Below are 14,539 nucleotides of genomic sequence, written 5' to 3'. Positions count from 1 at the left end.
TTTTGTGCCATTGATGTCAGTAGTACCTTAGTTAGGTTAGAAAGCACAAAAGGCGGCACTATGTGATTTAAAAGGTTCGTTTTTTTGTGCCAGAATATTTTCCGTGTTTCGCTTATAGTAATTCTCTGATTAGGACTGTAAAACCTAATTCGTACTGGATTTAGCCCATTTCTTCACCTTTCCAACTGAATATGATTCTTATTGCCGACGGCGGCTCGACCAAGAGCAACTGGTGCCAGCTTGATGATGCGGGTAACCGGGTGTACTTCAACACCGAAGGGTATAACCCTGATTTCATGGGTACCACCGCCATTGCGGCATCCTTGGACAAAAACCTGCCCGACACCCTACCTCGTCAGGAAGTAAGTAAGGTGTATTACTACGGCGCAGGCGTGCACAACGCGGAAAAGGCCGAGCGGGTGGCCGCGGCCATGCGCCAGATTTTCCCGAACGCCAACGCCTTTGTAGCCGAAGACCTGCTGGCCGCCGCCCATGCCCTGCTTGGCAACAAGCCCGGTTTTGCGGCCATCTTGGGTACGGGTACCAACTCCTGCCTCTACGACGGCGAGAAAATCACGTATAACGTAGACTCGCTAGGCTACTTCCTCGGCGACGAGGGCTCCGGCTCCTTTATTGGTAAGCGCCTGCTGCGCGACTACCTGCGTGGCTTGTTGCCCGATGGGTTGCAGGATATCTTCCAGGAGGAATTCAAGCTCACCCGCGACGAAATTCTGGACCGGCTTTACAACCAACCCCTACCCAACCGGTTTCTGGCCAGCTTCGCCAAGTTTACCTACGACCACAACAACATCAGCTACTGCCGCGAGATTGTGCTGCAGGGCTTCGAGACGTTCTTCGCCAACTTGGTAAGCCACTACCCCAACTACCAGGACTACACTTTTAACTGCGTGGGCTCGGTGGGCTATAACTTCCGCGACGCACTAACCCAGGTAGCTCGGAGCCACAATATGGAAGTCGGTAAAATCATCCGTTCCCCCATCGACGACCTCGTGTCGTATCACGAAGCTGCCCGGCGCTAAGCGGCCTGCTCGCTTCGCCCGGAGAACATAACTAAAAAGGGCCACCCTGCTGACAGGGTGGCCCTTTTTAGTTTCTCCTTACCTGCTGGCTCCCGAGAGAACCAGCTAGGTAGGAAGCAGATGCCTTCTTTACTTTTGCACTACCAACCGGATGGCTTGCTGCTGCTGACCGGTCGTGAGCTGTACTAGGTACACGCCATTGGCCAGGTTGCGGAGCGGCAATTCCAGCTCGTGGGCGCCGGCGGCCTGACGGGTAGCGGGCAGGGTGTGCACCGTGGCTCCGAGCAGGTTGGTAACCGTAACCTGCACGGTGGTTGCCTGGGGCAGGCTGTAACGCAGCTGGGCCGAAGCAGCGGCTGGGTTGGGCTGGGCGGTTAACTGCAGAACGCTTGCATCGCGCTGGCGCTTCGTGGCCAGCACCGTGCCGGCAGGTACGGCAACTTTGCGCGAGGTGTACACGGCATACTGGCCGGGCGCCAAAGTCATGCTCATGGTAGCGCTTGTCACGTTTAGCTGCTCGCTGGTGAGGTAGTTATACCAGGTGCCAGTTTGCGGGAAGGTAACCGTAGCGGTAGCGGGCACCACATCAAAGTTACCAACCACCGTTACGCTCAGGCGCGGGTCGGTGAGCTGCATGGTTTTCACGGCGCCGCTCAGGTTTTGGGTGAAGCTGGCCGGGTTTTCGAAAGCAGGCTCCTGCACTTTCAGGGCAATCAGGCTGCGGTACACGTCAAATAAACGGCGACGGTTCGGGTCTTGGTAGTAGTTCCACAGGATGGGCTTGTTGCCAAGCTTGCAGTTATCCGTGGGGTAGGGCTGAGGTACCGTACCATCGGGGCAGGAGAAGATCGACTTGTCGTAGCCTAGCTCACCAAACTGCCAAATCATTTTGGGGCCGGGCACGGGGAAGAAGAAAGCGGCTGCCATTTCCTGACGGGCCAGGGCAGTCGGCAGGTTTTTCACGCTGTAGGAACCCGAGGAATTACCGAACGTCAGGTTCTTGTACATCAGGCGCTCCTCATCATGGCTTTCCATGTAGGTAACCAGGTTGGGCTGGCTCCAGCCGCGCCCCCCTTGGGCGGTGCTGCCGTAGTAACCGTAGCTGAAATTGGAGTTGGGCAGGTAGCCCATGGTAGCCTCATTATAGTTGTAGGTCATAATACCCCACAGCATCATCCCCATATCGGACAGCACCTTCTCCTCGTCGTTGTTGCCCAAGTGCTCCAGAATAGGATACGCCGTCTGATCCACGCTCACCATGTAATCGTGGTAGTCTTTCCAGATGTTCACGCGCGACTGGTCATACTGGCCCCAATCGGCGGTGTTGGTGCTTACTTTCTGGGTAAAACCTTTGCTCAGGTCGAAGCGGTAGCCATCCACGTTGTACTCCTTGAGCCAGTGCTCAATAACGCGCTTGGAGAAGTAACGGGTGTAGGGGCTTTCGTGGTTAAAGTCGTAGCCTACGCTAAAAGGGTGCGTGGCATCCGGGTTAAACCAAGGGTTGTTGGCGGCGGGTTTGGTACCATCGAAGTACATCTGCACCATGGGGCTCTGACCGAAGGACTGATTGAGCACTACGTCCAGTACTACGGCAATACCGCGCTTGTGGCACTCATCAATAAAGCGCTTCAAATCGTTTTTCGGGCCGTAGTACTTATCAGGCGCGAAGTAGTACGACACGTTGTAGCCCCAGCTTTCGTTGCCCTCAAACTCATTGGACGGCATCAATTCAATGACGTTTACGCCCAAACGCTTCATGTAAGCCAGCGTATCGGTCAGGGTTTTGTAGTCGTGACGGGCCACAAAGTCGCGGGGCAGCAACTCATACACCACCATATCGGTGCGGGCGGGGCGCTGGAAGTTGGTGGTTTGCCAGGTGTAGGCCGGCGCGTTGCTCTGCAGCACCGACACGATGCCGTTGGTTTTTCCGGCCGGATACGCCTTCAGGTTCGGATACACGGTGTAGCCACCGGCGTTGATGTACTGGTCGTTGTCGGGGTCCAACACCTTTTCCGTGAAGGGGTCGGCTACGCGCATGGTTTCATTTACCAAGAACTGGTAGGCGTATTCCTGGCCGGGAGTCAGGCCATCAATTTGCACCCACCACCGGTCGTCAGCGGCGCGGGTAGCCGTAGCAGTCGTATCGGTGCGCTTAAGCTGGTAGGCAGCACCGGGCTGCCAGTTGTTGAAGTCGCCTAGCACGTACACCGATTTTTTGAAGGGTGCCGTGAGGGTCAGAATAGCGGAAGTGCCGTTGTTAATGTACGTAACGCCATCTTTCTTGGCTCCAGTGGGTAGGGCGGCCGTGGTGAAAGGCGCCCGCACGATTACGCTGCGCGTAGCCGAGGCAGTGTTGGTGCCGCTGGTGGCCGTCAAGACTAGGTCGTTCTGACCAGCTTGGGTTACGGGCACCGTGGCCGTGAGAACTTTGGTGTTGGTTTGCTGGGCTACCTGGGTGCCGTTGAGCGTCAGGGTTAGCGTGGCCTCGGTGGAAGCCTCGCCCCTAACGGAAACACTGGCGCCGCTGTTCACGAAAATGGGGTTTCCGTTCTGCGAAGCAGGGCTAGTAAAAGCCACGGCAAAAGCGGTTTGCGCCACATCCACGAAGATGTCGCCGCCGCCGGTAGCGCGGCCCACGGTGGTGCCGGCCGCGTTTTTAAAGATCATGGCCAACTTCTGAACTTGGTCGCCGGCCGCTACGCCGTACCAGCTGCGCACGCTGGGCGTGAGGGCGATGGTGTAGCGGTTAGGATTAGTGGCGTCGCGCGTCATTTTGGCGGCTGGGTCGGCCTGGTTGAACGTTGGGCTTTTCACGTACTTCCAATCGGAGTTGGAATTGCTTTTATCCGTGATAACGCCCGTCCAGATGTAGACGTCGCCGGTGAAATTGGCTAATGCTCCGTTGCCCTGGGTGGCATCGAACACAATGGTTACCGGGTCAGTGTCGCGGAAGAGGGCCGGCTGCGTAGTGACGACCTGGGCCTGCAGAACCGGGATTCCAGCCAGCAAAACCACCAGACTCAAAAAAAGTCGAAGTATTCTCATGTAAGATGGGGGTTGGGAATTTTGGAAAGTGAGAACAAAACAAATGCTCTATTAACACGAGGTTGCCGAAAGCATCTACTCAAAGCGCAAGAGGGCATTAAAGATAGGGGGTACCGGCGGTTGTTACCAAGTCAATAGCCGCTTTTATTGTAGCTTTACCTACCGCTTCCGGCTTTTTGCCTTTTCCTCTATATGGTGTCTATTCAGCCGTTTCGCCAGCTCGTTGCCTGCCTTACGTGGTGGGCAGCCCTGGCAGTCGGGGTGGCCGCCTTCCCTACCCCGGCTACCGCCCAGATACCCCGGCTGCCGCCCCTAGCCGCCCAGGTCGGTGCCCCTGTTCAAACAGCTGATACAATAAAGGCCCAGTCCGATACCAGCCGTCTAAGTCGACGGCTGCCGGTGCTGGCGGGAGGGCTAGTGGTATCATATTCCGGAACGCTTTACTTGCTAAGCCAAGGTTGGTACACCGGCGAGCGAAGCCGCCTGCACTGGTTTAACGACTGGCCCGAGTGGAAGCAGCTCGACAAAGCAGGCCACTTCTGGGGGGCTTTTCACGAAAGCCGGGGGGCCGTGGATATGCTGCGCTGGGCGGGCGTGCCCGAGCGCCGGGCCCTCTGGTACGGTGGTTTTGTGGGATTTCTGCTGCAGAGCCCCATTGAGCTGCTGGATGGCCGCGACCCAGCCTACGGCGCTTCCGCCACCGACTTGGCCGCCAACTTTTTGGGCTCTGTGGGCCTGATTGGTCAGCAGTTGGCTTGGAACGAGGTACGCATCATGCCCAAGTACTCCTTTCATACCACGTCCTACGCCAAGCTCCGGCCTACTGTATTGGGCCGGAGCTTGGCAGAGCAGCACCTGAAGGATTACAACGGCCAGACGTACTGGCTGTGCGCCGACGTAGGAGCCTGGCTACCAGCCACCTCCCGGTGGCCCCGGTGGTTGCAGCCGGCCGTGGGGTACGGGGCCCAGCAAATGGTATTCAACGACCCGGCGGCCAATGCTGCCCTGGGCCTGCGCTCCTACCGCCAGTATTACCTTAGCCTCGACGTGGACCTGCGCCGCATTCCAACCCGCTCCAAGCTCCTGAAGCGCGTGTTCTACGTGGCAAGCATCTTCCACCTGCCAGCGCCCGCCCTGGAGTGGAACACCAAGCGCGGCTTGGTAGCGCACGGGCTGTACTACTAGCTCCAATACCAGCAAAAAGCGCGGCAAACCGCCAGGCGCGCAGCCCTCGTAAAGTGCAGACGGGCCGGGCTCGTTTTGCCGGTTACCTTTGTTGCTTCTATTCCATCTGCATTTTCTTTCTGTTAATATGAACGTAGGAGACCGAGTACGCCTGCTTACCGGGCGCGAAGAAGGTATTATTACCCGCCTGCTCAGCGACGAGCTGGTGGAGGTAGCCATTGATAATGATTTCACCATTCCAGTGCTTCGCCGCGAGGTAGTGGTAGTAGCCGCCGAGGAAACCAAAGCTTTCGGGCAGAGTGCCGCATCCGTAGCGGCCGAGAAAAAAGCCGCAGCTTCCGGCGCGGCCCGGGCCGCTAAAGCCGCCGGCGTACCCGCTGCAGCAGCTCCTGCCCCCAATAAAGCGGAAGGTCCGGCGCCCATAAAGGCCGACAAGAACCTAACTCCGCCGGTTCAGAAAGGCTTGTATCTGGCCCTTACCCACCAGTCGCCGGAGCTGCTGGCTCTACAGCTTGTCAACCACACCGACCGGGACGTGCTGTACACGTTTGGTGAGGAGCGCAACGGGCAGTATCGCGGATTGTCGGCGGAGCGACTGGCGGCCAAATCGGCCAGCAAGCCCCTGGGCCACTGGCACCTCAAGGACTTCGATCAGTGGCCTGCGCCAGTGGTACAGCTGCTGCCATTTCAGCTCAATGGCACTACCGCCTTCGAGTTGCTAACCAAGCGCCTGCAGTTCAAAGCGGCCAGCTTCTACACCAGCCGTCAGCCCAACGTGCCCGTGCTGCAGCGCGAAGCCTACCTCTTTCAGCTCGACGAAAAGCCCGCCGCGCCGGCAGTGGTAGCCCCCGAGAAACTGGCCGAAACCCTGAAAGCCCAACTCACCGGCAACGCACCGGCCAAACCAGCCGCCGTAGCCCCTGCCCCGGAACCAGCCAAAGCCATTGTAGCCCCGCCCCACGAGGTAGACCTGCACCTGGAAGCCTTAATGCCGGAGGGTGGCACAGAAGGCCTGAGCAACACGGCCATTCTCAAGCTGCAACTAGAAGCGTTTGAGGATGCTCTGAGCCGGGCGCTGGCCACCAACATGCACGAAATCATCTTCATCCACGGCTCCGGCAACGGCACCCTGCGCAAGGAGCTGCACAAGCTGCTCAGCCGCAACCGCGACATCAAGTTCTTTGAGGACTCGCAGAAGGAGAAGTTCGGCTACGGCGCTACCCTCGTGCGACTGAAGTAGATATGGCCTAGTCTGGCAGAGCGTTGTAACTGGTACACTCTCACTCTCATAGGACGTCATTCAGAGCGGAGCGAAGAATCTCACTTGTTTCCATGAGAGCTATTCTCCGAGAAGCAGGCAAGATTCTTCGCTCCGCTCTGAATGACGTTCTGTTTTTTTGGCCAAGCCACCCTTTTACTCGCCGCACTCGCTCCAACGCAACCCTCCGAACCTATGTAGTTACTTTGCGGCAGAACTATATTTTCCGCATGAAACTGCCCGCGCTTCTCGCCGCCGCCCTTCTTTCCCTACCTGCTACGGCCCAGCAGCTGCCGGTTCCTCGCAACTTGCAGGCCACCTACGCCAAAAGCACCCGCGCTGAATCGGGCCTGCCGGGTCCTAATTACTGGCAGAACTCCGCTGAGTACAAGCTAAAGGTCAGCTTCGACCCAACCTCGCGGCGGGTGGCGGGCACCGTGGACATTGCCTACCACAATCAAAGCCCCGACTCACTACGGCAAATCTGGTTTAAACTCTACCCCAACCTCTACCAGAAAGGCGCGCCGCGGGCTAGCGGCATCAGCCCCGAGGACGTGAGCGAGGGGGTGAAAATCACCAAGCTGACCATCAACGGGCAGGCCCTGGACGTGGCCAAGCTGCGCGCCGACTTCACGAACCTCACGGTTCTCATACCCCGCGCCATCGGCCCAAAGCAGACGGCGCAGATGTCGGTTACCTACTCCTACGTCCTCAACAAAGGCTCCCACACCCGCACCGGCGAGGTAGAGCCCAACGCGGATTTTGTGGCTTACTTCTTTCCGCGCATAGCGGTGTACGATGACATCGACGGCTGGAACCGCCACCCCTACCTCGGCTCCCAGGAGTTCTACAACGACTTCGCCAACTTCTCCGCCGACATCACCGTGCCCAAAAACTTCGTGGTGTGGGCCACCGGCGACCTGACCAATGCCGATAAAGTCCTGACCAAAAAGTACGCCCAGCGCCTCCAGGACGCGGAACGCAAGGACGGCATCACCAGCATCATCACCGAAGCCGACCTCAAAGCCCGGGACATTACCGCCCCTAATGCCCAGAACACCTGGCACTTTGAGGCCAAGAATGTGACCGACTTCGTGTTTGCCACCACCGACCATTACGTGTGGCAGTCGAGCAGCCTGGTGGTGGACCCCGCCACCAAGCGCCGCACCCGCGTGGATGCCGTGTACAACATCAAGCACAAGGATTACGAGGAAGTTATTCACTTTGCCCGCCAGACCGTGGAGGCCATGTCGTACACTTTCCCCAAGTGGCCCTTCCCCTACTCCCACGAAACCATTTTCGATGGCCTCGACCAAATGGAGTATCCGATGATGGTGAACGACAACCCCACCAGCACCCGCCAGGACGCCATTACGCTCACCGACCACGAGATATTCCACACGATGTTCCCGTTTTACATGGGCATCAACGAAACCAAGTACGGCTGGATGGACGAGGGCTGGGCCACCATCGGGGAGTGGCTGATTTCGGGCATCATCGACCCCAAGCTGGACGACGACTACGGCATTGCACCCTACGCCGCCGCCGCGGCTACCGAGGTTGATTTGCCCATCATCACGCTCAGCACCCAGCAAACCGGCACGGCCTTTTTCCTCAACTCCTACCCCAAGCCCGGCCTGGGCTACCTCTACGTGAAGGATTTGCTCGGCGACGAGCTGTTCACCAAGGCCCTGCATACCTACATCCGCAACTGGAACGGCAAGCACCCCATGCCCTTCGACTTCTTCAACTCGATGAACGCCGGGGCGGGCCGTAACCTCAACTGGTTCTGGCAGCGTTGGTTTTTCGACAGCGGCTACCCAGACTTAGCCATTCAGCAAGTGCAGAAAACTGTCACCGGCTACGACGTGGTAGTAGAAGCCAAAGGCACCAAGCCCGTCCCCGTCGACCTGACCATTACCTTCCAGGACAATTCCACCCAGAAGCTCCACCGCACTATTGCCGTCTGGGAACAAGGCGCCCGCACCGTCACGGTGCCCGTAGCCACCACCAAACCCGTGAAACAGGTGAAGCTAGGCGCTACCCTCGTGCCCGACAGCTACCCAAAGGATAACGTGTGGGAGGGGAGGTAGACCCAGTGCTAGCCCTGGAGCGGCGACATATTGGAAACAAAACCGCGTGTTAAAGAACACAAAGCCCCAATGAGGCGGCTAATCTTGTTTTAAACCGCCTACCTTTGCCCGCAGTGATGGGTCGCCCCACCGCGGCGCCGGACGCAAGGATGGCGACGAGGAAAGTCCGGGCAACACAGAGCACCCTGCTTCCTAACGGGAAGGACTGGGCGGCGTAAAGCTTCTCAGGACAGCCAGTGCCACAGAAAATTACCGCCAGGCGGTGAAATGGTGAGTTGGTGAAATAGTGAGTTACTGTTCAATCTGCGCAAGCGGAACGTCAAACTCACCATTTCACAATTTCATCATCTCACCTTTGGTAAGGGTGAAAAGGTGCGGTAAGAGCGCACCAGCGGCTGGGTGACTATGCCGGCTGGGTAAACCTCAGGGGTTGAAAGACCAAATAAGCTGGCACGTTGGCCCTTCCGGGGCCGGCACCGGGCGGCTCGTCCGGCGCCAGCGGGTAGGTTGATGGAGCCTTTCCGCGAGGACTGGCCTAGATAAATGGTGGGGCCGCTGTTGCTTGCAAGGGCGGACAAAACCCGGCTTACAGACCCATCACCGAGTATCAAACGGCCGCTGCAGCTTCGGGTGCGGCGGCCGTTTTTGTGTTTATATGGTGTTACTTCGCGAAGTCAAACGTTTGCGTTATGTATAATTCCTTGCGTGCTGTTGGTGCTGCTTGCCGCGGCTGGTTGTCTGTTCCGGCCCTCTATGTTGGATTGTTGTTGCTTACCCAAGGCCCACTTGCGTTTGCCCAGAAGGCTCCTCCGGCCCGGGCCGATGTGTATGTGGATGCCAAAGGCGTACTGCGCTGGCAGGGTAGCAAGCAGGAAGTTGCCCTGTTTGGGGTGAATTATACCACTCCCTTCGCCTACTCCTACCGGGCCCACCAGAAGCTGGGCGTGAACCTGGAAAAAGCCATCGACCAGGATGTGTACCACCTCTCGCGGCTGGGCGTGGATGCCTTCCGGGTGCACGTCTGGGACGTGGAAATTACCGATACTGTGGGCAATTTGCTCCAGAACGAACACCTGCGCCTACTCGACTACTTGGTGCAGCAGTTGAAAGCGCGCCAGATCAAAATTATCCTGACTCCTATTGCTTATTGGGGCAACGGCTACCCCGAAAAAGACACGGCCCAAACCGGCTTCTCCTCCCTTTACCCCAAGGGCCGCGCCTACAACAACGAGCGGGCCGTGCGGGCCCAGGAAAAGTACTTGGGCCAGTTCCTGAACCACCGCAACCAGTACACCGGCCAGCTCAACCGCGAGGACCCCAACATCATTGCCTACGAGGTCTGCAATGAGCCCCACTACCGCCAGCCCGAGGCCGAAGTCAGCCGCTTTGTGCAGCGCATGGTGCAGGCCATGCGGGCTACAGGCTACAAGAAACCCATCTTTTACAACATTGCCGAAAGCCCCACGGTAGCCAATGCCATTCTGGGCAGCCCGGTGCAGGGCTTCACGTTTCAGTGGTACCCCTCGGCCCTGGTGGGCGGGCACACCTTGCGCGGCAACATGCTACCGCTGGTCAACCAGTATCCCATTCCCTACGCCCAGGATCCGCGCTTTGCCAGCAAGCCGCGCATGGTGTACGAGTTTGAGTCGGCCGATATTTTACAGCCCGTGATGTACCCGCTGATGGCCCGCTCCTTCCGCAGCGCCGGCTTTCAGTGGGCGACGCAGTTTGCCTACGACCCGCTGGCTATTGCCTTTGCCAACACCGAGTACCAGACCCACTACCTGAACTTAGCGTACACACCCGCCAAGGCCATCAGCCTGCTGATTGCGGGCAAGGTGTTCCGGCAAGTACCCCGGGGTCAGCAGTTCCGCTCCTACCCCCAGGACTCTACATTCCACGATTTTCGGGTGAGCTACCGCGCCGGCGTCAGTGAACTGAACACGCCCGAGGAATTCTACTACACCAGCTCGACCACCACGCAGCCGCGCAAGCCCGCTGCCCTGCGCCGCCTGGCCGGTACTGGCTCCTCGCCGCTGGTGACCTACGAAGGCACCGGCGCCTACTTCCTCGACCAACTGGCTACCGGCGTGTGGCGGCTGGAGGTGATGCCCGATGCCATTCAGGTGCGCGACCCGTTTGCCACTACCTCCCTGCGCCAGCCCGTTACGCGCATTGCCTGGAACACCCAGCCCCTGCGGTTAACCCTACCTAACCTGGGCTCCGACTTTACGGTGCGCGGGCTGAACGAAGGCAATACCTTCCAGGGTCAAGCCACGAATGGCACCGTGCACCTGCAGCCGGGCGTGTACATTGTGGCCGCGCGGAGCAAAAACACTAGCAACTTCACAGCCCAAACTACCCTGGGCGCAATCAAGCTAGGTGAGTTTGTGGCCCCGTCGGCTACCAACCTGCCTGTACAGGTGCTGCACACGGCCCCTACCCAGCTGCAAGCCGGGCAAGCTGCCACGCTCCAGGCCACGGTAGCCGGCGCCGCAGCCACCGACTCTTTGCTGCTAGTCGCGCAGCACTACTACGGCCCCACCCGCACCATTCCGATGCGCCGCCTCACGCTGACCACGGCCGAGGCCACGGTGCCCGCGAACTTGCTCTACCCCGGCCTGCTTCGCTACTGGATTGTCGTGAAAAGCAATACCCGAAACACCACCTTCCCCGGCGGCCACCCCGGCAGCCCCCGCGACTGGGACTACGCCCCGCGGGAGCAGTGGGAGGCCTCTATTGTGGCTGCTGGCACGGCCTTGCCGCTTTACGTAGCCAGCCAGGACCAGCAACGCACCGAAACCGGGGGCGTTAATGGGGGCGGCTGGGCCGATTACGTGACTACCAGCAATGGCCAGCTGGCGTTGCGCCTGCTTCAGAGTCCGCCGCCCGCTAGCCCCATTCCTTTCGCGGATCCGGCCGCGCCGGTAGCCTTTCTGCGTGCTTACTTCGGCGACCGGCTGGCTTCCCGTGCCTCCGATGTAAGCCGCTTTCAGGAGGTAGTGCTCCGCGGCCGGCGCGGGGCGGGAGCTGGCACGGTACGGCTGGTGCTGACCACCCGCGACGCCGCGGCCTACGTGGCCGACGTGGAGTTAGGCGCCGACATGCAGGAAGTACGGGTGCCCCTCACGGCGTTCCGGCCAGGGGCTCAGTCCTTGCTCCCGCGCCCCTACCCCAGTTTCCTACCACTCACCTTCCAAACGGTCGGCCCGGCTACCCTGCCGCTCGCTCAGGCCGAAGTGCTGCAAGTGCTCCTGGGGCCAACAACTGCTCCGGCTACCCCCGGACGACCTTTCCTTGACCTTGAATCGATATACCTGCGCTAATGCTGTTTCGCTCTTTTACCTTACCAAGCCGGCTGCTGCTGGCCGCGCTGGTAGCCCTGATTTCATGCACGCAGCCCGGTACTCTGTCTAGCCCTGGCTCTTCGCCCCTACCCCTCACCTTCAACGCCGACTGGGAGTTTGTGCGGGACGTGGACACGGCCGTGGGGCCAACCTTCTTCGCGCGCACTGACCCGTCGAAGCCCTGGGAAACGGTGGGCCTCCCCCATACGCCGCGCCTAGAACCGGTTGTTACCGCCGGTCGGCAGTGGCAGGGCACTTGCTTTTACCGCCGCTTTTTCCGGATAAGCCCTGCTGACACGGCCCGCCGAGTGGCCATCCGGTTTGAGGGTGCCATGCACGAGGCCGATGTGTATTTGAATGGCCGCCGCCTGCAACGTCACCAGGGCGGCTACCTACCCTTCACCGTCGACCTGACGCCCTATCTCCAGGTTAACGCCGATAACTGCCTGCTGGTCAAGCTTAACAACCAGGACAACCCCACCATTCCACCCGGCAAGCCGCTCAAAGACCTCGACTTCAACTACTACGGTGGCCTCTACCGCCCAGTGCAGCTGCTGATCCAGGACCGGCTGCGCATCACCGATGCCGTGGAGTCGGGGCGGGTAGCTGGCGGTGGGATTCTGGTGCACTATGAAAACGTGAGCCCCCAGCAGGCTACCCTTCACGTCCAGACCGAAATCCGCAACGACCACCACGCGGCCCGGCCTGCCAAGCTGCGCACCGTGCTACTCAATACAGCCGGCCAGGAAGTGGCCCGCGCTGTCACGGCTGCGCCCCTGCTCACGCCGGGCGCGGCCACGGCTGTTGCGCAAACTTTCTCCCTGAAGTCGCCCCAGCTGTGGTCGCCGGAGCAGCCTACCCTGTATCGGCTGCGGGTGGAAGTCCTGGACGATAAGGGCCGCAGTGTCGATCAGCAGGAGGTAGCAACGGGCGTACGGACTATTCGCTTTGCGCCCGAGGGCTTCTACCTCAATGGGCAGAAAACTCGGTTGCGCGGCACCAACCGCCACCAGGAGTATCCCTATTTGGGCTACGCGCTGTCGGATGAAATGCAGTACCGCGACGCCTGGAAAATCAAGGAAGCGGGCTTCAACTTCGTGCGCTGCTCCCACTACCCGCCCTCCCCAGCTTTCCTGCGGGCCTGCGACGAGCTGGGTATTCTGGTGATGAATTCTATTCCCGGCTGGCAGTTTTTTGGGGGCGAAGCCTTTCAGCGCAACAGCCTGCAGCACGTGCGCGACATGGTGCGCCGCGACCGGAACCACCCCAGCATTGTGCTCTGGGAAGCAGCCCTCAACGAAACCGACATGAGCAAGTCGTTCATGGATCAGGCCCACCAGGCGGTGCACGAGGAGCTGCCTTTCCCGACCGATGTGTACACCTGCGGCTGGCTGGATTACGCCTACGACGTGTTCATTCCGGCCCGCCAGCACGCCAAGGCCCCCGACTACTGGCACAAATACAACAAGCCCAAGCCCATCCTGCTTTGTGAGTACGGCGACTGGGAGTACTACGCCCAGAATGCGGGCTTCAACCAGACGGCCTACGCGGGCCTAAAGGAGTCGGAGCGGACTTCGCGCCAACTGCGCGGGCAGGGCGAGCGGGCCCTGGTGCAGCAAGCCCTCAATTTCCAGGAAGCCCACAACGACAACTTTGTGGGACCCGCCATCGGCGACGCCAACTGGCTGCAGTTTGACTACAAGCGCGGCTACGCCCCGGATATTGAGTCGTCGGGCATCATGGACATCTACCGCCTGCCGAAATTCGCCTTCTACTTCTACCAGAGCCAGTACGGTCCCGCCCCTGATGCTCTAGGGTTTGGCAAGCCGATGGTGTACCTGGCCAGTTACGCCCAGGCCAGCACCGCGCCGCGGCAAGTGCGGGTGTACAGCAACTGCGCCGAGGTAGAGCTGCAGCTTGATGGCAAAACCCTGGCCCGTCAGCGCCCCGACCAAGACCAGTATTCCTCTCACCTCCAGCACCCCTCGTTCACGTTCACCGTGCCGCCGTTCTCGGGAGGCACCTTGCGCGCCGTGGCGTACGTGAATGGCAAGGTGGCCGCCGAGCACCTGCGGCGTACGCCCGGCCCGGCTCATCACCTGCTGCTCCGCATTGATAAGAGCGGCCGTGACCTGACTACCGGCCGCCAGGATGCCGTATTCGTGTACGCCACCGTGGTTGATGCCCAAGGTACACCCGTGCCCGAGGCCGCTACCCCCATCCGTTTCGCCGTAACCAGCGGCGACGCTGAGTTGCTCGGCGACAACCCGGTGGCCGCCGAAGCCGGCATTGCCACCACCCTACTGCGGGCCGGTCGCACACCCGGCACAGTGCAGCTCACGGCCACTGCTCAAGGCCTGCCGGCGGCTACCTTGTCCGTGCGCAGCGTTAAACCGTAGGTAGAAAAGCCCGTCTAACTCGCCCCGGCAAGCAGCCTGATCATCTTTTTAAAGAGCAGAAAATTTAAAGAACGTCATGCAGAGCGCAGCCAAGTATGACGCCTAAGTACGTTCCTAGCACCTAATTTACTACCCCTATCACTCCCCGAACCAAGGTTTATAACCTAGCTAG

Annotated in this window: 7 protein-coding genes and 1 other RNA gene; 7 read left to right on the top strand and 1 reads right to left on the bottom strand. The window is 59.7% G+C overall.

Translation table 11 applies throughout. The features are described from left to right. Positions 1 to 191: 191 nt before the first annotated feature. On the top strand, positions 192 to 1,040 hold the full coding sequence (locus MWH26_RS05805) for an N-acetylglucosamine kinase (protein ID WP_247976450.1): 849 nt from the start codon (positions 192 to 194) through the stop codon (positions 1,038 to 1,040). Positions 1,041 to 1,169: 129 nt separating this feature from the next. On the opposite strand, the gene MWH26_RS05800 is transcribed toward MWH26_RS05805, so the two are convergent. Beyond that, complete coding sequence (locus MWH26_RS05800; RefSeq protein ID WP_247976449.1) at positions 1,170 to 4,085, bottom strand: alpha-amylase family glycosyl hydrolase; 2,916 nt, start codon at positions 4,083 to 4,085, stop codon at positions 1,170 to 1,172. A gap of 192 nt (positions 4,086 to 4,277) precedes the next feature. Between MWH26_RS05800 and MWH26_RS05795 the strand changes: the two genes are divergently transcribed. From MWH26_RS05795 to MWH26_RS05770, 6 genes are all read left to right on the top strand, one after another. Beyond that, positions 4,278 to 5,270, top strand: a complete 993-nt coding sequence (locus MWH26_RS05795; RefSeq protein ID WP_247976448.1) for a YfiM family lipoprotein — start codon at positions 4,278 to 4,280, stop codon at positions 5,268 to 5,270. 127 nt (positions 5,271 to 5,397) lie between these two features. Continuing rightward, positions 5,398 to 6,510, top strand: a complete 1,113-nt coding sequence (locus MWH26_RS05790) for a Smr/MutS family protein (RefSeq protein ID WP_247976447.1) — start codon at positions 5,398 to 5,400, stop codon at positions 6,508 to 6,510. A gap of 248 nt (positions 6,511 to 6,758) precedes the next feature. Next, a complete protein-coding gene (locus tag MWH26_RS05785) occupies positions 6,759 to 8,621 on the top strand; it encodes a M1 family metallopeptidase (protein WP_247976446.1) in 1,863 nt (620 codons plus the stop codon). Positions 8,622 to 8,734: 113 nt separating this feature from the next. After that, positions 8,735 to 9,226, top strand: an RNA gene (gene rnpB, locus MWH26_RS05780) — RNase P RNA component class A. Between the two features lie 159 nt (positions 9,227 to 9,385). Continuing rightward, a complete protein-coding gene (locus MWH26_RS05775; protein ID WP_247976445.1) occupies positions 9,386 to 11,947 on the top strand; it encodes a cellulase family glycosylhydrolase in 2,562 nt (853 codons plus the stop codon). Then, positions 11,947 to 14,367: a glycoside hydrolase family 2 protein gene (locus MWH26_RS05770; RefSeq protein WP_247976444.1), complete on the top strand. Its 2,421-nt coding sequence runs from the start codon at positions 11,947 to 11,949 to the stop codon at positions 14,365 to 14,367. The genes MWH26_RS05775 and MWH26_RS05770 overlap by 1 nt, the downstream gene beginning before the upstream one ends. Positions 14,368 to 14,539: the final 172 nt, after the last annotated feature.

It is taken from the genome of Hymenobacter sublimis (genome assembly GCF_023101345.1).
Classification (GTDB): domain Bacteria; phylum Bacteroidota; class Bacteroidia; order Cytophagales; family Hymenobacteraceae; genus Hymenobacter; species Hymenobacter sublimis.
This window is presented reverse-complemented; position numbering and strand designations above follow the sequence as displayed.